Consider the following 18,255-nt stretch of genomic DNA (forward strand, 5'->3'; position numbering starts at 1 on the left):
CGAAACTGCTACTTCGACCGCAAGGAGGGAACGTCATGAGACCAAATTTTGGAACGTTCGTCACAGCACTATTGGCAGGCACATTTGCCACGGCGGCCTGGGCACAAGGACTCGGCAATGTGCACTTCGAGACCTCGTGCGCGCCGCAGGCGCAAGAGAAATTCGACCGCGGCCTGGCGATGGTGCATTCATTCTTCTATCCGGACAGCGTCCAGGCCTTCACCGAAGCCGCTGCCGCCGATCCGCAATGCGCGATCGCCTACTGGGGCATCGCGATCAGCCACCGTCCCAACCCGCTGATCCTGCCCCTGACCTCCACCGTTTTGAAGAACGGATTGGAGGCAGTGCAGAAGGGCAGGATGATCGGCGCCAAGACCGAGCGCGAGCGCGACTGGCTCGAGGCGATCGCGCCTTACTACAAGGACTACGACAAGGTTGATCAAACCGAGCGCGGGCTTGCCTACGAAAAGGCGATGGCAGCGCTGATGCAGAAATATCCCGATGATCCGGAGGCGGCCATCTTCTACGCGCTCGCTCTCAATGAGACCGCGCTGCACAGCGACAAGACGTTTGCCAATCAGCTCAAGGCCGGAGCGATCCTCGAAAGGATCAAGGCGAAACTGCCGGACCATCCGGGCGTGCTGCACTATCTGATCCACACCTACGATTACCCGACGCTGGCGCAGCGCGGTCTTGATGCGGCAAACAGATATGCAGAGGTTGCTCCTGCGGCTCAGCATGCCCAGCATATGCCATCGCATACCTATTCCATGCTCGGGATGTGGACACAATCGGTCGCATCGAACACGAAATCGCGGGCAGTCGCCCAGGGGCAAGCGGCGAAGCTCTGGCCGGGGGCGACGCATCCAGGCGAGCCGCACCATCTGGACTTTATGGAATACGCTCTGCTGCAATTGGGACAGGAGGGACAGGCAAAGCAGGTACGCGACGACAGCAACGCGATAGAAAAGCTCGGGTTTGAATACTTCGCAAGCTATACCGCGCTTGCGGCGGTGCCGGCGCGCTTTGCGTTGGAACGTCAGGCGTGGAAGGAGGCAGCCGTGCTTGAGCCGAGGGGCAGCAAGTTTCCACAGGCCGAGGCTATCACTCATTTCGCTCGCGCCATGGGATTGGCCCGCAGCGGCGACCTCGCCGCGGCAGAGCGCGACGTCGACAATCTCAAGGTGATTCGTGCGACGCTGGAGAACGCAAGTCAGTCTTATTGGGCCTCGCAGGTCGAAATCCAGATGTTGGCTGCGTCGGCCTGGATTACGCAAGCAAAGGGGGAGAAGGAGACGGCGCTGAAGCTCATGCGGGCGGCGGCAGACCTGGAGGACGACAGCGAAAAGCACATCGCGATGGAGAACCGGCTGTACCCAATGCGCGAACTGTTGGGCGATTTGCTGCTGGAACAGCAACAGCCGGGACTAGCGCTAACGGAGTACGAGACTTCGCTGGTGTCGACGCCCAACCGTCTCCGTGGCTTGTACGGCGCAGCTAAGGCCGCGAAAGCCGCAAATCAGCCAGAGAAAGCCACAACATATTTCCGGAAACTTGCCGAGATGACCAAGGACGCCGATACCGATCGGGTGGAAATCAGCGAGGCCAGATCCTCCTTGATACAGCAGTGAACTGCCGACGAGAGAATGAGAGAGCGGCTGCCGGGCGCACCTGTCCGGCAGCAGCCTGATGGCACAACGATCATGATGCGTTCGATCCTTATCGCCGCCGTCGCGGGAGCGCTGAGCGCGGTGCTGGCTTCGTACTTCTTGACTGCGCCTGCCCGCCAAGGCCAGACCGCAACGTCGGCCAGCCCGGACAATGCGGCGTTCCGCATCGCCAATGCGCCCGAAGCCTGGCCGATCTGCTCGACCATGGCAGCTATGGTGGAAACGCCCGATTGGGCAGCGCTCGATCCCGATTTCGCGGCAGGCAAGCGAGCGATCGGCACGCGCGACTGGGAAGAAGCGATCAAGGCGCTTACGAATGCGGGCCTTCGCGACGCCCGCAATGCCGATATCCAGAACTACCTTGGCTACGCCTATCGCCGGCTTCGGCAGTTCGATCCGGCAATGCAGCACTATCAGCGGGCCCTGACCCTCAATCCTCGTCACCGCAGCGCGCACGAACACCTCGGTGAAGCCTACTTGGCGCGGGGTGATCTAGCGAAGGCCAAAGAGCATCTCGCGGCGCTCGAGCAAATCTGTCTCATCCCCTGCGATGAATATGACGACTTAAAGCGGGCGATCGCGGAGTACAACAAAGTCGCTAAGCGCTGATCGAGTCCGATTTTTCAGCCGATCGGTCCACCAGTGAATGGAGGGACCGGAGGCCATCGATAGCCAGATCTCACTGCGCGGTGTGATTGTGATCAGTTTGCGGAAAGACCAGTTTGTCGGGCCCGCGCCAGCGTGTCCGAGGGCGCTTCGTGGAAGGTCGCACGGTATGCTGCGGCAAACTCGCCAAGGTGATGAAAGCCCTGGGCGCGCGCGCATGAGGCGACTGACGCACCACCGCTCCTGAGAAGCTGCGTGCGGGTGGCCCACAGCCGCTTCAGGCGGATGTATTGATGCAGGCTCATGCCACGCACCTTGGCCACTGCACCGCCGAGGGTCCGGATCGAGACGCCGAACTCTCCGGCGAGATCGGCTGTATAGATCGGGGCGGTCGGATAGGCTGCGACGTAATCGTCGATCTGCTGCACGAGCCTGGCGGATCGCGCGCCTGCATTCGGGGCGCTCCGCTCCGACAACGGATTGGTTCGAAACAGGTCGTCGAAAGCCAGCAACAGCCCTTCCTGGAGATGGCTGGCGGCTTCCGTGGTCTCGAACATGTGCGGCTCGACCGATGCGGTCCTGAGGATGTCGAGCACAAGCTGCCGCGCGTAGAGATGGGCGGCGGGGTCGGCGATGCGAACCCACAATGCGTCGGCGCGATCGAACCAGCCGCGATCCCTGAGCGCGGGCGAGAACATGATCAGCGCATGATGATTGGTCTGAGGCTCGACGAAATGGCAATCATGGTTGCCGCGCAAGCCCATGAAAAAGCGCGAGTCGAGATCCACTCCGCTCGAGCTGGCGCGCAGACCATCGCTCATCGGCAGGATGACCATGCCGCCCGGCGCGCGGTAGGCGGTGTCGAGGATGCGCGCAAACGATCTGGCGACGATGATCCGGCACGCCGGCAGGTTCACGATCGCCCGCGCGGCTGCAAAATTGGCGACGTCGAGCGGAATGCTCCGGGCATCTTCCAGCGACTCGGCCGGTCGAAACGCGTCGACATCGGTAAACCGGGTCAGCTGGAGCGCGGAGGACGGGGCGAGAGCGTCGAAGAACATGCGTCTGGCCGGATGTTGCAATGTGACAATAAAATGAAAGTCGGTACATCGCCATCAATGGCGAAACACGACGATTCAGTAAACAGGATTCCACGCCGTAATATTGCGGACATCATGCCGCGACGACCACGGGAATCGATGTCCCCCTCAACGGTCCCGGCTCATCGGTTGACCAGTGGTGAGGTCAATGAAATGGAGCCTCGTACAGGCAGGGCAGCTGAAGGACTCAAAGCTTCGTCCCTCGTGTCCCTGCCGCTTCTCAAGATGAGTCTGCACGTTCATGCCCGTCTGCGGGCAGCGGAAAACAATCAAATCGGCCATCGGCACAGAATGACGGCGCGACGAATTTCATCCTTGATCTAGATCAGTTTTGGAATTGCTCCACGGTCGTGGAGCCTGCACCATCTCGCAAAAGCGAAGGGGCCCGAGGCCTCTTCGAATCTCACCAGCCGCGATAGCCGTAGTAGCGGGGCCCGTAGACACGGGGACCATAATAGCGCGGCCCATAATATCGGGGGCCGTAATACGGCGCGGGCGCACCGTAGTATCCATAATAATTCGGACGCCAGAAGCAGCGCCCCCAGGCGTCGCAGACCATGCGGACCTGCTCGACGTCCGAGACCTGCGGGGTCGCAGGTGCAGGCGCAACGGGCATGGCTGATGCCGGCGATGATGCCGCGAGGGCACCGAACAGGGACGCGGCGACGAGGCCGATCTTAAGCTCCATGATGTCTTCCTCTGCTTACGCAATACAGGATATCGAAGGTGTTCTGATCAAATTGTGTCAGAACCGAAATGTAATGCTGATGAATAAATCCTAAGCCAGTCCACCATAGCCCTGATCAAGCATCGTCAAGCTACCCTGGCTTCGCGCCGATCGCCAAGGGCACGCATCCGCCTCCATCCTTGATCCTGCGCAATTCGCACGCCCGGTTTCCTCCCTAGTCTCGTCGTCGCGGGCCGTCCTTCGAGGAATTCGAAGCGCACTTCGGGGCGAGGTCGGCAAGGACCTCGTCAAGCTGCCGGTTTATGAGATCGAGAAGCAGGTGCTGCTGTCGGGGGCCGTCGGTTAGGCCGCCCCGCCGCAAGAAGACGCCGCGGCGCCCCTCAGTAGCAGGGGTGCCGCCGGCCGTCCTGGCCGACATAGGCGGCCGCGCTCTGGTAGCAGTGGATGGTCGACGGGCCGTCATAGAAGGCGAAGGTGCCGGGAGTGATACCCGGGCCGTAATTGTGCAGATAGCTGATCGGGTAGGGCAGCGGGTTGATGTAGGAACGGTGGTACCGGTGATGTCCCCGGGCCTCCGCAAGGCCAGGGGCTAGGATCGCGGCCGACAGGGCAGCAACCGCGGCTACAAGCTTCAACTTGCTCATCTCGATTCTCCGGAACCCGCGCGAATACGCCTGCCATCTATAGCCATTTCGGGCCGCCGGGGCACCCATCCCGGGCCCGGAAATCGGGGCAAATCCAGCAGATTCCTGGGTGAGTGTGACAGAATTGCCGGACCTGCGCGCGAACCCCGCCCATTTTTGGCCTTTTCCGGATGCTTAACGAATTCCCCACACAAGTATGGCCAAAGAGAATTCGGTTCTAGATTCCTCCCGCCGGCCCCCTGAGCTTTCCTTGGGGTGCTCTTCGAGGTCGGCTCGTTCCTGCAAGGTTTTCGTCGTCACGCTGCCATGCGCATCACGCTCCTCAGCCTGCTGTTGCTCCTCGTCGCTGCTGCCACGCCAGCGCGCGCCGAGTTGCACATTACCCGTGACCATGGCGGCTATGTCGAGGAGTACAAGGTCAAGTACAAGCGCGTCCGCGACAAGGGCGAGCGGGTCATCATCGATGGCATCTGCAACTCAGCCTGCACGCTGGTGCTCGGCATCGTGCCGATGAACAAGATCTGCGTGACGCCGCGCGCGAGCCTCGGCTTCCACCAAGCCTATTACGACAAGGCCTTCACTTTCGGCATCAAGGTCACGAGCTCAGAGGGGACGTCCGACCTGATGTCCTACTATCCTGATACGGTGAAGGATTGGATCCGCCGCAATGGCGGGCTCACCACTGATATGAAGAAGATCAAGAACGGGGTGGATCTCTGGAAGATCATCGATCCCTGTCCGGAAGAATGGTGATTGGCTGATCTGAGCCGCGTCTCCCCCGCAGCGCAGCATCCGAAATTCGCATTGCCGCACCGCCCTTGCTCGGGCAATGAGGACGGCAATGAATCATAATCAAGATCATTTGGCCGCGCGGGCGGCGCCGGTGCTGTTCGTGCTGCTCTGGAGCACCGGCTTCATCGGCACCAAATACGTCATCGATAACGCCGACCCTTTGACCTATCTCGCCATCCGCATGGCGGTGGTGGTCGGCTTGATGACGATCATCGCGGCGATTGCCCGCCCGAAATGGCCTGACCGCATCGGCATCGCGCACAGCGCGGTCGCCGGCATTCTCGTTCACGGCTTCTATCTCGGCGGCACCGCGATTGCGATCGCGCATTCGATTCCGGCGGGACTCTCCGCGCTCATTCCGGGCCTACAGCCGATCCTGACCTCGACCATCGCCAACCGCTGGCTCGGCGAGAAGGTGACGCCGGTGCAATGGGGCGGCTTGCTGCTCGGTCTCGGCGGCGTGGCGCTGATCCTGCACAATCGCCCCATGACCGGCGAGGCCGGGCTCGGCTGGATCGCCTCGGTGGTCTCGCTGATCAGCATCACGCTCGGCACGCTCTATCAGCGCCACTACTGCAACCACATCGAGTGGCGTGCCGGCAACCTCGTGCAGTATGTGGCCGTCACGATCTTCTTCACGATCGGCGCCTTCTTGTTCGAAGACCGTGTCGTGCACTGGACGCGAGAGTTCGTGCTTGCGCTCGGCTGGCTCGCGGTCGCGCTCTCGATCGGATCGATCGGGCTGTTGTACTGGCTGATCCGCCACGCCGCGGCGACGTCGGTCGCGAGCCTGTTCTATCTGGTGCCTGCGGTGACCGCGCTGATGGCCTATCTGCTGTTTGGCGAGAAGCTCGATGCGCTCGCGATCGCCGGCATGGCGATGTGCGCGGCCGCCGTGTTCGTGGTCAACCGGCGCTTCGGCTCGTAGGCCCGGCTGCCGGAATACATCCCTGACGTGTGGGCCGCGTTCGTGCTAGGCTTGCCGCATTTCAGTTTCCCTTTCCCGTGGTGATTTCCATGAAGAAGGCAAAGCGTGCACTGCTCGGCAGGTCCCTGAAGCCGGTTCGGATTGCCTGCATCAACTACGCCAGAGAGACGATCAACGACCGCGACATGAGCCAGCTCACCGCGGCGCTGCAGAAGTGCTACGACAAGCATTTCCTGCCGGTGTGGGGCTATCCGGTCGACCTCTATGTCACGCGCAAGCCGAAGGCCACCGACTGGCAATTGGTCTATTTCGACGATGCCTTGCACAAGAACATGCTCGGGCGCCATGAGCTGACCCATCGCGGCCAGCCGATTTCGAAGATCTTCGTCAAGGCACTGGGCGAGGAGCCGATCAGCGCGGCGGCTTCGCACGAGCTGTTCGAAATGGTGCTCGACCCCATGGCCAATCTCTGGGCCGACAAGAATCGGAACACTCAGTATGCCTATGAAGTCTGCGACGCGGTGGAGGAGGACCTCTTCGAGGTCGACGGCTTGCCGATGTCGAACTTCGTCTATCCGTCCTGGTTCGAGCCCTTCAAGCATCCCCGCGGCACCAAGTTCGACCACAAGGGAACGCTGAAGGCGCCGTTCTCGATGACCGAGGGTGGCTACGTCATCAAGAAGGTCAACGGGAGGAAGGTGATCAAGGCGTTCGGCTCACCCGCAAAGCGGCGGCGCTTCAACGCCGAAGACCGGCGCGGCCATCGCAGCGAGTTTCGCGATCCGAAGGGCAAACACCACCCGGGCCGGCGCGCGTCGAAGCGGGGAGGTTAGAGGAGACGCCTCCGGGCGCGCCTGCACCCGGAGACTTGCTCTGAGGCTGGATCAGCGCTTGGCCTTCTTTTTCTTCTTGGTGGCCTTCTTCGCGGTTTTTGTAGCTGTTTTCTTGGCAGTCTTCTTGGCGGCCTTTTTGGCCTTCTTCTTGGAAGCCTTCTTTGCCTTCTTCGGCGCGACTTTCTTCGCGACCTTCTTGGCGGCCTTCTTCACCTTCTTCACGGCGGTGACTGCGGCGTCCTTGGTCGCTTCAACGGCGCTGGTGATCGTCTCCATCGCCTGTTCGGTGATCCGCTTATCGTCGTCCATATCGTGTCCCCCACGGTTTGCATGGAGTGATGACGATAGCGGGTTTCATAATTGTGTCAAAGCAGCGCTCAACCTTTGCGGATGTTGGCGTAAGCGGCGAGCGCGCGCTCGCGTCCCTTGGCCTGATCGACGGGCGGTTGCGGATAGGTCTTGCCAAGCGTGACGCCGGCGCTCGTGCCGGAGTTTGCGCAGGCCGGGGTAACCGGTGCGGCCGTGCTGCCAGGCGGCGAGTGCCGTCTTGTCGAGCTTCCAGGGAAGAACCGTCGTTAATGCGGTCGTAAGCCGATTGCAGGTATATGCAGGAATTCCGGAGGTGGTTTCATTCATGTCTAAATCATTAACGGCGAAGTTCGTGCCGCAATTCAAGCTGGGTACCAAGGCCGTCCTGTGTGCGATCCTGCTGATTGCGATGAACACCGCATTGGTGGTCGGCGCCGGCTATTGGTCGCTCACCTCCGCCTTCAACGATCGCGCGCTGCGCGACATCGAGGTCAGTCTGCGCACGCTGGCCTTGGCCTTCGCCGAGGTCGTTCCCGACGCCAGGATCACGATGCGTGATGGCGCGGTGGCACGTGCCGAGATCGCCAAGATGCCGGACTTCAGGGATCACGCCATCGTCGATCGCGCGGTGTCCTATGTCGGCGGCAATGCGACCCTGTTCGTGTTCGACGATGCGAGCGGGCAGTTCGTCCGCCGCTCGACCAATGTGAAGAAGGAGAACGGCGACCGCGCCGTCGGCACCCAGCTTGCCGCCGACCATCCGGCGCAAGCCGTCTTGCGGCGTGGCGAAGCTTATAAGGGGCCGGCCACGCTGTTCGGCAAGTCCTTCATGACCGCTTATTTCCCGATCGCGGATGCAGCCGGCAAGGTCGTCGGCATTCTCTATGTCGGCATTCCCATGGCGCAGTATGAGAGCATGCTGGGCCAGGCAATCGAGAGCATGGCGGTCGCCGCCGGCATCGCCGCGCTGCTGGTTCTGATCCTGACCATGCTGGTGGTCCGCCGCGTGACCCGGCCGCTCACCTCGGTCACGCGCTCGCTGACCGCACTCGCCAATGGCCAAAGCGACGTCGCGATCGATTGCGAGAACCGTGCCGACGAGATCGGCGAGATCGCCCGCACGGTGGCGGTGTTCAAGAGCAATTCGCTGGAGCGGGCGCGATTGCGCAGCGAGCAGGCGGAAGCTGCGGCCGCGGCCGGCGAGCAGCGCAAGGCCGATTTGCGCAATTTCGTCGACGAGTTCCGCGGCAGCGTCGGCGGCATCCTCGACAAGGTGCTGCGATCCTCCGGCGAATTCGAGCGCGTGGCGCGGCAATTGACCGACAATGCCCGGTCCACCGCCGACCTGTCGGCGAAATCGGCCGGCGCATCCGAGCAGGCCTCCGACCACGTTCGTTCGGCGGCGTCAGCCTCCGACGAACTGTCTCAATCGATCTCCGAGATCACCCGAAGGGCGCAGGAATCCAGCGCGATCTCGGCCGAGGCGGTGCAGCAGGCCGAGGCCACCGACCAGCGCATCGCGCAGCTCTCGGAAGCCGGCGCGCGCATCGGCGACGTCGTCAAGCTGATCACCTCGATCGCCGAGCAGACCAATCTGCTGGCGCTGAACGCCACCATCGAGGCCGCGCGCGCAGGCGATGCGGGGCGCGGCTTTGCGGTTGTGGCCCAGGAGGTCAAGACGCTCGCCGGCCAGACCGCCAAGGCGACCGACGAGATCTCGACCCAGATCGCCAGCATGCAGCTTGCGACCGAGGAGTCGGTGACGGCCATCAAGGCGATCACCGAGACCATCGAGCGCATCAGCGGCATCGCGGGCTCGATCTCGGCTGCGGTCGAGCAGCAGCGGAGCGCCACCCACAACATCGCGGCCAGCGTTCGCGCTGCGGCCTCGGGCACCGCCGATGTCGCCGTCAATGTCCGTCATGCGGCCGAGGGCGCCAGCGAGACCGGCGAGACCTCGAGCCGGATGTTTGCCTCCGCTCAGGCGCTGTCAGGCGAGAGCCTGCATCTGAAGGCCGAGGTCGACAGCTTCCTCGATCGCGTGCAAGCGGCGTAGTTCGGCTCAGTCATCCCGGGATGGTCCGAAGGACCAGACCCGGGATCTCGAGATTCTCAGGTGCGCAATTGCGCACCATAGTTCGATGCTAGGCGCTTCGCCCCGGAATGACAGTAAGTCACTTCGGCTGCGGCACGATCCGGATGTAGGGCTTCGGCTCCTTCCAGCCCTGCGGGTAGATCGTCTTGGCCTCGTCGTTGGAGACCGAGCCCGCGATGATGACGTCTTCGCCCTGCGACCAGTCGGCCGGGGTCGCGACGCGGTGCTTGGCGGTGAGCTGGAGCGAGTCGATCACGCGCAGGATTTCCTGAAAATTCCGGCCGGTGGTCATCGGATAGACCAGCACCAGCTTGATCTTCTTGTCGGGCCCGATGATGAACACGTTGCGGACGGTCTGGTTGTCGGCCGGCGTGCGGGTGAGGGGATCGCCCGAGGTCGAGGCAGGCAGCATGCCGTAGAGCTTCGAGACGTTGAAATCGGTGTCGCCGATCATCGGGTAGTTCGGCGCGGCGCCTTGCGTCTCCTTGATGTCCTCCGACCACTTCGAATGGCGGTCGACCGGATCGACCGAGAGGCCCATCAGCTTGACGCCGCGCTTGTCGAATTCCGGCTTCAACTTGGCGAGAGCGCCGAGTTCGGTCGTACAAACCGGCGTGAAGTCCTTCGGGTGCGAGAACAGCAGCGCCCAGCTGTTGCCGATCCAGTCGTGGAACTTGATCTTCCCTTCGGTGGTCTCTGCTTCGAAGTCGGGGGCGGTGGCGCCGATCGGGAGTGTCATGGTTCTACCTCATCACGTTGAGTTTGCTTGGGAATTGCAGTTTGGCCGTCAGTACCAATATAGGGGCTCGTCGCGCCCAAGTGAACGTCAACTGAACCGCTTCAAGTAAAATGTGAATTCCTTCCCTGAACGGCCGATTTCCTAGCACTTTTCTGTTACAGCGTCGCATGCGGTGAAACAGGCTTCATGGTCTCGATTGCCCCGATAAAGCCTTTTATGACCCGCATCACGCTCGCCCGACGCTCTCCGGAACCGAAACGGTCCTCATAGCGACTAATCGGCAACCATTGAGAAAAGTCGCGATCCCCATATCGAATCATTAACCACCCCTTTACGCCAGCATGAAAATGCTGGTCGATCAGAAGAAATCTGGAAGTGAACTATGTCTGCCGCAGCGCCGAAGTCCGTTGAGTTGCCGTCCCTCGAACCGTCCTGCCGCGATACTGCGGCCCATGCCCTCTCCATCGTGCGCGACGGCGTGATCACGGGCGAAGGCCCGACCACCAAGGGCCGGGTGCATTTTTCCCGCTCGCTTGATGCCGATGACACCGCCTGGTGCACCCGCATCCTGACCGCCACCGCCGTCAACGACCTGCCGGTCAGCCGCGCCGAAGCCGAGGCGCTGTTCGAAATCAACGAGGCCGCGACCGAGCGCACCGATGGCGGCCGGTTCGACGACCTCCTGACCAAAGCCGTCGCTCACTACGCCGCGAGCGCCTCCGGCCTGAAGGTGCCGCCGCGCAATGTCGCACTCGCGCAGGACATCGAGAGCTGGGCGCCGTCCTATGCCGCGAAGGTCAACAGCGAGATGCTGGAATGGATCGCCGGCCAGATGCGCGGCAAGCGCCACAACAATCGTCGCCTGATGGCGATGGTGGCGACCTTCCTGGGCGCCACCGCGCTGCCTCTGGCGGGCCAATTGCCGAACGTGTTCGACATTGGAATGTAAAAATCCGGGCATGTAAGACCGAGATATTCCCGCGCCCCTTGCGGGGCGCGAGAAAGAGTGGCGGGGTTATTTCCCCGCCGTTTTTTGTTTGCCGGCGTCCGGCTCCAGGCCGAGCGTGCGGCCGGGGAAGCCGGCGGCGTCGAAATAGCGCTGGCTGCCGACGCGCTGGACGTTGAGCACGGTCTCGAGACCGTTCTCGGACTTCTTCTTCGACTTCTCCACGGTCTTGAACGCCTTCGGCACGATGCCGTTGGGCAGCGCCTCCGACATCACGCGGCCGACGAGGCCGCCATTCTCCGAGCCGCGCAGGCCGAGGAGCTGGGCCGCAGTCATGCCGACATCGGCATTGCTGACCGGCAGCTCGTCGACGTAGCCGGCTTTGAAGTCCGGTCCGATCGCCGCCATGAAGTTGTAGGTATCGCCGCGGCTGAAGCTGCCATGCATGCCCTGGCCCTGGCGCAGCACGGTGTCGGCCACTTGCACCGAGCAGTTGGTCGGCGCCTCGCCGCACTCGCTGGCATAGGAGCGGAAGTTGACCACGATCGCCGGCGTCGGCGTCGCCGCCTTGCCGCGCAGATTGATGCTCGACAGCGGCAGGGTGCCGGGGAAGCGGCCGAGCTGGTCATCGACGAACAGGCCGGAAATGTAGTCCTGCTCCATCAGGGCCTTGATGGTCCTGGCCGCCAGCTTCTTGTCCTTGTTGGGCAGGTAGATCAGGTCCGAGCCGCCATTGGTGGCGATGACGAGGTCGGGCTTGGTCGGATCCTTGCCGAGCACGCCGTTGCCGGCCTTCGGATGGGCGTTGCCGGTCACGGCCGCGTTCTTGTCGTTGGGGTCAAACAGCGGCAGGTCGAGCGCCTTGGCCAGATCGAGGGCGAGGAAGCCCATCGGCAAAAAGTCCTTCGGCGTGTCGTCATAGCTGACCTTGGCCGAGGGGCTGGTCTTGCTCTCCTTGGAGATGGTCGAGAAGCCGTGGTCGGCCTGGATCATGATGTTGGTGTTGGCGGCGAGCCCGAGTTCATCCAACGCCTTGCGGAGCTGGGCGAGGTTGTTGTCGACGTTCTTGATGCTCGCCATCGTGCTCGGGCCGTTGATGCCCGGCAGGATCTGGTTGAGGCTGTCGCCCTGGTTGTGCTGGGTGCCATCCGGATCGCGCGACCAGAACACCAGCACGAAGGGCTTGTTGCGGGCCTTGAACATCGGCAGCACCACCTTGGTGGCGACGTCGGCGAAATAGGCCTGCTGGACGATGTTGGCCGTCGTCGTGCCGGGCGTCTTGGCGTCGCCCGCCTTGCCGTTGTCGCCGCGGCCGGGGGCGGTGAGGGCGAGACCGGCCTTGGTCAGCGCATCCTTCATCTCGTCCGACAGCGCCACGCCGGCCTTGCCGCCGGTGGCGTCGTCGATAACGATCGAGTGCTTGCCCGGCTTCTCCGGGTGATCGGTGTGGTCCCACTGATAGGTCGGGCCGACCTTGCCGATCGCAGCGGTGCTCAGGCCCTTGTCGCGGGCCATCTTCAACACGGTCTCTTCGTTGAGATAGTCGCCCTTGAAATGCTCATCGATGTCGCCGAGCACGGCGTCGTTCTCGATGAAGGGGACTACGGTGTCGCCGGCCGGCACCGAGGTGTAGTTGGTCCAGATCGTGTTGGAGAACACGCCGGTGTCGCCGAGATAATGGCCGGTCGACATCGCCGAGCCATTGGCCATGGTGAAGGTCGGGAACAGCGAATGCGAGTTCTTGAAATTGACGCCCTTGTCGCGGACCTCGGCCATGGCCGGGGCGGTTTCGGGGGTGATCTTCAGCGCGCGCAGCCCGTCGGGGATGAACAGGATCAGGTTGCGGGGCGTGTTATTCTCTGCGGAGGCAAATCCGGTGGACAGCACTGTCAGTCCGGCTGACAGCAACACCAGTGAACGGCGCATCGAAATCTCCTAGCGATGAGGCGGCTTGGCCGCCGAACCGCGGCCCCCGGGTATCGTTTAGTTTTGCTGCATGACAGTTTTGTTACAAGAGCGGATTGGCATGCGGAAGTGACGGGGAGGTGGCCCGGCGTCCACGCATTTGTCAGTGCGGGGTGGCGGCGCATAGTCTTTCCGCGGCGGAAGCGTCCATTCCGTTATCCTGAGGTGCGAGTGGCGCGATGCACCGCATCGCGCCGGGAGCCTCGAAGGATGGACGGCCGAGATGCAGCCGGGCCGTCGCCCTTCGAGGCTCGCCGAAGAGGCGAGCACCTCAGGGTGACGGTGATTGTTTGGTGTTCGCAGCAACGTAAGCAATCGATCTTCATCGCAAACACGCCTTCGCATTCTCGCGGCGCATTGCGCCCGAGCTTTGCCTCAATGCCTCACCCTCCATTGAAAGAGGGCGCAGGGAAGGCCGGGAGCCGGCTGGCTCCCATTGACCGCTATGCCAAGAGTAGATTGCGCTACACTGCACAGCGGGTAACAGGGCAGCCGGAGGCATCCCGGCCTTCCCTGCGCGGATGGTTGGAACGGCTTATGTCGTGCTCTCCCCGGGGAGCGATGCACTATTGCCCCCGTCGTCTCGCAGATGACTGACACGAGGGCCCGGTTGAGCCACACGCATCACCACGAGCCTTGACGCACAGACCCCGGGCGTCAGGACCACACGATTTCGCCGTACACAGATCACACCGGTCGTGCGCGCGAGGTCTTCACTCACGGTCGCCCGCCCTGCAAATCCCTTCGCGCCGATATGACCCACGTCCACCGCCGCCCGGCCCGCGTTCGTGACGATCGCGATACGCCCCTCTTCCTTGGGCCGGAGTGAGTATGTTCTAACAAAAATCCGAATTCGAATAAAGAGAAATATTTTATCGCAGCACTCTTGACCCAGGGCTTCGGTGTTTTGCCCGTCGGGTACGCAAGAAGTTGTGGCCGGGACGGTCATTCCGGCACGGTTGGCATTTGCGGATTTTGTGCGAGAGCCTGTACCGGCTTGACCTCTGCCGGCCTGGCTCCGCTCCTGGCTGGATTGCGCCGCAGCGAGAGCGGGGCTGCCTTGAGCGCGTAGATGATCGCGATCTGGGTCCGGTTATGCAGGCGGTATTTGCGCATGATATTGCCGATATGCGCCCGCACCGTGTTCTCCGAGATCTTGAGCTCATGGGCGATGTTCTTGTTCTGCATCCCGCGCGCGATCAGCATCATCAGCTCGCGCTCGCGCGGCGTCGGCGCAATCAAATCTTTCGAATCCGGGCTCATCACTAGCTCCTCCCTGGCCTCTGGTTGATGTCGTGGCCAGCCCAGCATGTTGTCACTCCGTCTTGAGCGCTTCGATTGGACTGAGCTTGGACGCCTTATGTGCAGGATAGAAACCAAAGATGAGGCCGGTCGCGATTGAAAAGGCGAGGGCCAGGGCAATTGCTTCGCTGTCGATCGACGTGATCCAGCCGGCCATGCGTGCGACTGTCATCGACAGCGTGACGCCGCCGAGCACGCCGATGGCGCCGCCGAGCAGGCAGAGCACGAGCGCTTCGCAAAGAAACTGGAGACGGATGTCCCGCATCCGTCCGCCGAGCGCGCGGCGGATGCCGATTTCCCGGGTGCGCTCGGTCACCGACACGATCATGACGTTCATGATGCTGATGCCGCCGACCAGCAGCGAGACCGAGGCAATGGCGACGAGCAGGAGCGCCACGGTGCGGATCGCACCCTGCTGCGCTTCCATGGCGGCGGCCGGATCCTGAACCTTGAAGTCGTCCTCCTGGCCAGCCGCGGTCCGATGCCGCTGCCGCAGCAGGCTTTCGATTTCCGATCGCGCCCCCGCCATCTGACCGTCGGCGGCCACCTTCGCGATGATGTAGGCGACCGAATCCCGGTTGATGTTGCTCGCGCTGCCGAGGAAGCGCAGCTTGGCGGTGGTGAGGGGGACGAAGGCGACGTCATCCTGCGCGGGGCCCTTGCGATCGAGCACACCGATCACTTCGAGCGGGACCTTCATGATCCTGATCTGTGCGCCAATGGGATCATCGCCCGGCGCAAACAGCTCGTGCGCGACCGTGCTGCCGAGGATCACGACTTTTCCGGCGGCGGCCTCCTCGGCGCTGGAAAAGTAGCGGCCCGCGGCGAGTTGCCAGTCGCGCACCATGAAGTGCCCGGTCGTCGTGCCGTTGATCGTCGTGTTCCAGTTCTTGCCCTCATGGATGACCTGCGCTGTTCCGGCGATCGAGCCGGCCGCGGCCTGGATTTCCGGAATCTGCTCGAGGATCGCCTGCACGTCGCTTTCGGTCATCGTCAGCTTGCTGCCGTCCTTGAGGCGCACGCCGCCCTGGTAGACCGCGCCGGGCATGATCATCAGCACGTTGGCGCCGATCGAGCGGATCTGCTCCTGGAGCCGCAACTGCGCGCCGGCGCCAATCGCGAAAACCGTCACGATCGACGCAACGCCGATCACGATGCCGAGCATGGTCAGGAAGCTGCGCAACGGGTTGAGGCGCAAGGCGTGCAGAGCGATCCGGAAGCCCTGAAGCATCGTCATGACCCAATGCTCCGTCTGGGTAGCAACGCCGCCACCGTCTCGTCGCTGACGAGCTCGCCGTCATGCAGGCGGATGGTGCGCCGGCACTGGGTCGCGATGCGCGGATCGTGCGTGATCATCACGACGGTCTGGCCGCGCTGGTTGAGTGCGGCAAACAGCGCCAGGATCTCGGCGCCGGTTCGGCTGTCGAGAGCGCCGGTCGGCTCGTCCGCGAGAACGATCAGCGGGGAGGCGATCAGCGCGCGCGCGATCGCGACCCGCTGCTGCTCGCCGCCGGAGAGCTGACGCGGGAAGTGATGGGCCCGGTGCAACATGCCGACAGCTTCGAGGCTGTGCTCGGCCCGTCCCATGCGCTCCTTGTGGCCCACGCCGCAATAGACCAGCGGCAGGGCAACGTTCTCGATCGCGTTGTGGCGCGCGAGCAGATTGTAGGACTGGAACACGAAGCCGATGCTGCGGGCGCGCAAGGTCGACCTGCGGTCTTCCGAGAGGTCGGCGACATCAGTCCCCTCGAGATAGATCGCACCCTCGCTCGGGAGGTCGAGCAATCCGATCATGTTCATCAGGGTGGATTTGCCGGACCCGGATGGTCCCATCACGGCGAGGATCTCGCCTTGATCGATGTCGAAGCTGACATTGCGTACCGCGGTGACCGCGATTCCGTCCGTGCGATAGGTCCGGCCGACGGATCGGAGGCTGATGAGGGGCAGGGTGCCTGTCATGATCCGAACCTGATGCCGAGAAATTCCATGCCGGCCGGCCGGATCGCCTGTCCGACGGCGACCTGGCTGCCCTCGACGAGCTCTCCGCTCTTGAGTGCCACCTGTTCGGTGCCCGCGGCGCCGACGGTCACGGGGATGCGCTGGAGTGCGCCATTGGCGGTGCGCACCCAGACTCCGCTGCGCCCGGGGGCCGTGTCTGCCCGCGCGCCCGAGGGCTGGAAGCGCAGGGCGGCCAGCGGCACTTTCAACACGTTGTCCTGCTGCTCGATCACGATCTTGACCAGGGCGGTCATTCCGGGCAGCAGCGCGCCGTCGAGATTGGAGGTCGACAGCACGACGGTGTAGGTGACCACGTGCTGCTGGTTCTGCGGCGCCTTGCGCACCTGCCGCACCACCGCGTCGAAGCGGCGGTCGGGATAAGCATCCACCGTGAAGTGGGCCTGCTGGCCACCGGCGATACGCCCGATGTCGGCTTCGTCGACCTGGGCGTGGATTTCCATGTCCTCCAGGCGATGGGCGACCACGAAGGTCGTGCGGGATTCGAGGCCGACTGCGAGCGTCTGGCCTTCATTGACGAACCTGCCGACCACGACGCCGTCGATCGGCGAACGGATCACGGTGCGGTCCAGATCGGCCTGGGCCGCGGCAAGGACGGCGGCCTTCTCCGGCACCGCCATCCTGGCCTGGTCCAGCTCGGCCTCGATCCGGCGGACGTCGGCCAGCGCGCCATCCACCGAGTAGGTATTGAGGGACATCATGACCTCGGCCTCGCGCTCCTGGGCTACGCGGGCCGTGAACTCCGTCTGGGCGTCATCGACCGTCGACGTTGCCACGACATTCTGCGACTGAAGCGCCAGCTTGCGCTGCAAGGTCTTCTGCGCCGACGCCTTGACCGCCTGCGCACTGTCGAGCTTGGCGGCGAGCACGTCCCGGCTGCCCTTGGCGTTTTGCAGGTCGATCCTGGCGCGATCGAGCTTGGCCCGCTCGATGTCGACCAGGGAGTCCGCGACCGCCAGCGCCGCCTTGGCCTCGTCGACCTTGGCCGCAAAGCTGCGGGGATCGATCAGGGCAAGCGGCTGGTCTTTGCTGACGGTGTCGTTGAAGTCGACATAGACGCGGGCGAGCTGCCCGGACAGTTGCGAGCCGACCTCGATCGTCTTGACGGGCTGGAGAGCGCCCGTGACGGTGACCGTCTGCTCGATGCTGCCGCGCTGGATTGCGGCATACCGGAATAAGGGGGCGTCCGACCCGAAGGTCGGAGTCTCGCCGCCGCCGGGTTTGAGGAATTGCTTCGTCGTTTGATAGGCACGGCTCATGCCGCCCGCGGCACTCGCCGCGGCGCCCGCAGCGACATCCGGTGCCGCGCCGTAGATCGTGGCGAGGCCGCACGCAGTTCCAAACATGACAATGACTGGCACAAATCGCATATCAAAAACCCGCCGTCTTAAATAAATGATGTCGTTGGCGGAAGACGCTCGCGCAATGGTTGTATTTCGTCGGTCTAATATCGTTGGCTTGGCAGTATGTCATTGTTCTCGGGGTGACGGACGGGCGCGCGTCATAATCCAGAAGTAAAGTCCGCTGGGTGCGACCTTTCGTGATTTGCGCGGAGCGCATACCGGGCGTATTCAAAAAGATGCGCGCGGTATCGAAACTCGACAGCTGACTGGACGTCTCGT

The 18,255-nt window shown here is 63.0% G+C and carries 17 protein-coding genes and 1 pseudogene; 8 read left to right on the forward strand and 10 right to left on the reverse strand.

What is annotated here, in order from left to right:
* Nucleotides 1–35 precede the first annotated feature (35 nt).
* Nucleotides 36–1,631 (forward strand): tetratricopeptide repeat protein, encoded by a 1,596-nt coding sequence (locus JJC00_RS16940; RefSeq protein WP_200473631.1) that lies wholly within the window; start codon nt 36–38, stop codon nt 1,629–1,631.
* Nucleotides 1,632–1,646: 15 nt separating this feature from the next.
* Nucleotides 1,647–2,279, forward strand: a complete 633-nt coding sequence (locus JJC00_RS16945; RefSeq protein ID WP_200473632.1) for a tetratricopeptide repeat protein — start codon at nt 1,647–1,649, stop codon at nt 2,277–2,279.
* A 92-nt stretch (nt 2,280–2,371) separates the two neighbouring features.
* On the opposite strand, the gene JJC00_RS16950 is transcribed toward JJC00_RS16945, so the two are convergent.
* Nucleotides 2,372–3,337 carry an AraC family transcriptional regulator gene (locus JJC00_RS16950; RefSeq protein WP_200473633.1) on the reverse strand — a complete coding sequence of 322 codons (966 nt, stop codon included), beginning with the start codon at nt 3,335–3,337 and terminating at the stop codon, nt 2,372–2,374.
* Nucleotides 3,338–3,779: 442 nt separating this feature from the next.
* A complete protein-coding gene (locus JJC00_RS16955) occupies nt 3,780–4,064 on the reverse strand; it encodes a hypothetical protein (RefSeq protein ID WP_200473634.1) in 285 nt (94 codons plus the stop codon).
* A gap of 247 nt (nt 4,065–4,311) precedes the next feature.
* Between JJC00_RS16955 and JJC00_RS38970 the strand changes: the two are divergent.
* Nucleotides 4,312–4,410 (forward strand): annotated as a pseudogene (locus JJC00_RS38970) (host attachment protein); the annotation flags it as partial.
* Between the two features lie 34 nt (nt 4,411–4,444).
* Here JJC00_RS38970 and JJC00_RS16960 read toward each other — a convergent pair.
* On the reverse strand, nt 4,445–4,708 hold the full coding sequence (locus JJC00_RS16960) for a hypothetical protein (RefSeq protein WP_200473635.1): 264 nt from the start codon (nt 4,706–4,708) through the stop codon (nt 4,445–4,447).
* A gap of 306 nt (nt 4,709–5,014) precedes the next feature.
* Here JJC00_RS16960 and JJC00_RS16965 point away from each other — a divergent pair, with 306 nt between their 5' ends.
* The 3 genes from JJC00_RS16965 (at nt 5,015) to JJC00_RS16975 (ending at nt 7,261) form a co-directional block, all read left to right on the forward strand.
* Nucleotides 5,015–5,461 carry a hypothetical protein gene (locus JJC00_RS16965; RefSeq protein ID WP_200474139.1) on the forward strand — a complete coding sequence of 149 codons (447 nt, stop codon included), beginning with the start codon at nt 5,015–5,017 and terminating at the stop codon, nt 5,459–5,461.
* Between the two features lie 88 nt (nt 5,462–5,549).
* The gene (locus JJC00_RS16970; RefSeq protein WP_200473636.1) at nt 5,550–6,428 is read left to right on the forward strand and encodes a DMT family transporter; all 879 of its coding nucleotides are present in this window, start codon (nt 5,550–5,552) and stop codon (nt 6,426–6,428) included.
* Nucleotides 6,429–6,517: 89 nt separating this feature from the next.
* Nucleotides 6,518–7,261 (forward strand): hypothetical protein, encoded by a 744-nt coding sequence (locus tag JJC00_RS16975; protein WP_200473637.1) that lies wholly within the window; start codon nt 6,518–6,520, stop codon nt 7,259–7,261.
* 51 nt (nt 7,262–7,312) lie between these two features.
* Here JJC00_RS16975 and JJC00_RS16980 read toward each other — a convergent pair whose 3' ends face one another.
* Nucleotides 7,313–7,570, reverse strand: coding sequence for a histone (locus JJC00_RS16980; RefSeq protein WP_200473638.1), 258 nt, complete (start codon nt 7,568–7,570; stop codon nt 7,313–7,315).
* A gap of 325 nt (nt 7,571–7,895) precedes the next feature.
* Between JJC00_RS16980 and JJC00_RS16985 the strand changes: the two genes are divergently transcribed.
* Nucleotides 7,896–9,626, forward strand: coding sequence for a methyl-accepting chemotaxis protein (locus JJC00_RS16985; protein WP_200473639.1), 1,731 nt, complete (start codon nt 7,896–7,898; stop codon nt 9,624–9,626).
* Nucleotides 9,627–9,744: 118 nt separating this feature from the next.
* Here JJC00_RS16985 and JJC00_RS16990 read toward each other — a convergent pair whose 3' ends face one another.
* Nucleotides 9,745–10,404, reverse strand: a complete 660-nt coding sequence (locus tag JJC00_RS16990; RefSeq protein ID WP_200473640.1) for a peroxiredoxin — start codon at nt 10,402–10,404, stop codon at nt 9,745–9,747.
* Between the two features lie 382 nt (nt 10,405–10,786).
* Between JJC00_RS16990 and JJC00_RS16995 the strand changes: the two genes are divergently transcribed.
* Nucleotides 10,787–11,353 (forward strand): hypothetical protein, encoded by a 567-nt coding sequence (locus JJC00_RS16995; RefSeq protein ID WP_200473641.1) that lies wholly within the window; start codon nt 10,787–10,789, stop codon nt 11,351–11,353.
* Between the two features lie 66 nt (nt 11,354–11,419).
* Here JJC00_RS16995 and JJC00_RS17000 read toward each other — a convergent pair whose 3' ends face one another.
* The 5 genes from JJC00_RS17000 to JJC00_RS17020 all read right to left on the reverse strand — a co-directional run bounded on the left by JJC00_RS17000 (nt 11,420) and on the right by JJC00_RS17020 (nt 18,003).
* Nucleotides 11,420–13,276, reverse strand: a complete 1,857-nt coding sequence (locus JJC00_RS17000) for an alkaline phosphatase family protein (RefSeq protein WP_200473642.1) — start codon at nt 13,274–13,276, stop codon at nt 11,420–11,422.
* A gap of 984 nt (nt 13,277–14,260) precedes the next feature.
* Nucleotides 14,261–14,578: a response regulator transcription factor gene (locus JJC00_RS17005; protein ID WP_200473643.1), complete on the reverse strand. Its 318-nt coding sequence runs from the start codon at nt 14,576–14,578 to the stop codon at nt 14,261–14,263.
* 52 nt (nt 14,579–14,630) lie between these two features.
* Entirely contained in the window at nt 14,631–15,854 is a 1,224-nt protein-coding gene (locus JJC00_RS17010) for an ABC transporter permease (RefSeq protein WP_200473644.1), read from the reverse strand.
* Nucleotides 15,851–16,576, reverse strand: a complete 726-nt coding sequence (locus tag JJC00_RS17015) for an ABC transporter ATP-binding protein (protein ID WP_200473645.1) — start codon at nt 16,574–16,576, stop codon at nt 15,851–15,853. The genes JJC00_RS17010 and JJC00_RS17015 overlap by 4 nt, the downstream gene beginning before the upstream one ends.
* Complete coding sequence (locus JJC00_RS17020) at nt 16,573–18,003, reverse strand: efflux RND transporter periplasmic adaptor subunit (protein WP_200473646.1); 1,431 nt, start codon at nt 18,001–18,003, stop codon at nt 16,573–16,575. Before JJC00_RS17020 ends, JJC00_RS17015 begins: the two co-directional genes overlap by 4 nt.
* Nucleotides 18,004–18,255: the final 252 nt, after the last annotated feature.

It is taken from the genome of Bradyrhizobium diazoefficiens, from assembly GCF_016616885.1.
In the GTDB taxonomy this organism is placed as follows: domain Bacteria; phylum Pseudomonadota; class Alphaproteobacteria; order Rhizobiales; family Xanthobacteraceae; genus Bradyrhizobium; species Bradyrhizobium diazoefficiens_F.

What these genes read in the sequence shown, in the direction of transcription:
- JJC00_RS16940 (WP_200473631.1), top strand. Translation starts at nt 36, where the DNA reads ATGAGACCAAATTTTGGAACGTTCGTCACAGCACTATTGGCAGGCACA.
- JJC00_RS16945 (WP_200473632.1), top strand. Translation starts at nt 1,647, where the DNA reads ATGAGAGAGCGGCTGCCGGGCGCACCTGTCCGGCAGCAGCCTGATGGC.
- JJC00_RS16950 (WP_200473633.1), bottom strand. Translation starts at nt 3,337, where the DNA reads ATGTTCTTCGACGCTCTCGCCCCGTCCTCCGCGCTCCAGCTGACCCGG.
- JJC00_RS16955 (WP_200473634.1), bottom strand. Translation starts at nt 4,064, where the DNA reads ATGGAGCTTAAGATCGGCCTCGTCGCCGCGTCCCTGTTCGGTGCCCTC.
- JJC00_RS16960 (WP_200473635.1), bottom strand. Translation starts at nt 4,708, where the DNA reads ATGAGCAAGTTGAAGCTTGTAGCCGCGGTTGCTGCCCTGTCGGCCGCG.
- JJC00_RS16965 (WP_200474139.1), top strand. Translation starts at nt 5,015, where the DNA reads ATGCGCATCACGCTCCTCAGCCTGCTGTTGCTCCTCGTCGCTGCTGCC.
- JJC00_RS16970 (WP_200473636.1), top strand. Translation starts at nt 5,550, where the DNA reads ATGAATCATAATCAAGATCATTTGGCCGCGCGGGCGGCGCCGGTGCTG.
- JJC00_RS16975 (WP_200473637.1), top strand. Translation starts at nt 6,518, where the DNA reads ATGAAGAAGGCAAAGCGTGCACTGCTCGGCAGGTCCCTGAAGCCGGTT.
- JJC00_RS16980 (WP_200473638.1), bottom strand. Translation starts at nt 7,570, where the DNA reads ATGGACGACGATAAGCGGATCACCGAACAGGCGATGGAGACGATCACC.
- JJC00_RS16985 (WP_200473639.1), top strand. Translation starts at nt 7,896, where the DNA reads ATGTCTAAATCATTAACGGCGAAGTTCGTGCCGCAATTCAAGCTGGGT.
- JJC00_RS16990 (WP_200473640.1), bottom strand. Translation starts at nt 10,404, where the DNA reads ATGACACTCCCGATCGGCGCCACCGCCCCCGACTTCGAAGCAGAGACC.
- JJC00_RS16995 (WP_200473641.1), top strand. Translation starts at nt 10,787, where the DNA reads ATGTCTGCCGCAGCGCCGAAGTCCGTTGAGTTGCCGTCCCTCGAACCG.
- JJC00_RS17000 (WP_200473642.1), bottom strand. Translation starts at nt 13,276, where the DNA reads ATGCGCCGTTCACTGGTGTTGCTGTCAGCCGGACTGACAGTGCTGTCC.
- JJC00_RS17005 (WP_200473643.1), bottom strand. Translation starts at nt 14,578, where the DNA reads ATGAGCCCGGATTCGAAAGATTTGATTGCGCCGACGCCGCGCGAGCGC.
- JJC00_RS17010 (WP_200473644.1), bottom strand. Translation starts at nt 15,854, where the DNA reads ATGACGATGCTTCAGGGCTTCCGGATCGCTCTGCACGCCTTGCGCCTC.
- JJC00_RS17015 (WP_200473645.1), bottom strand. Translation starts at nt 16,576, where the DNA reads ATGACAGGCACCCTGCCCCTCATCAGCCTCCGATCCGTCGGCCGGACC.
- JJC00_RS17020 (WP_200473646.1), bottom strand. Translation starts at nt 18,003, where the DNA reads ATGCGATTTGTGCCAGTCATTGTCATGTTTGGAACTGCGTGCGGCCTC.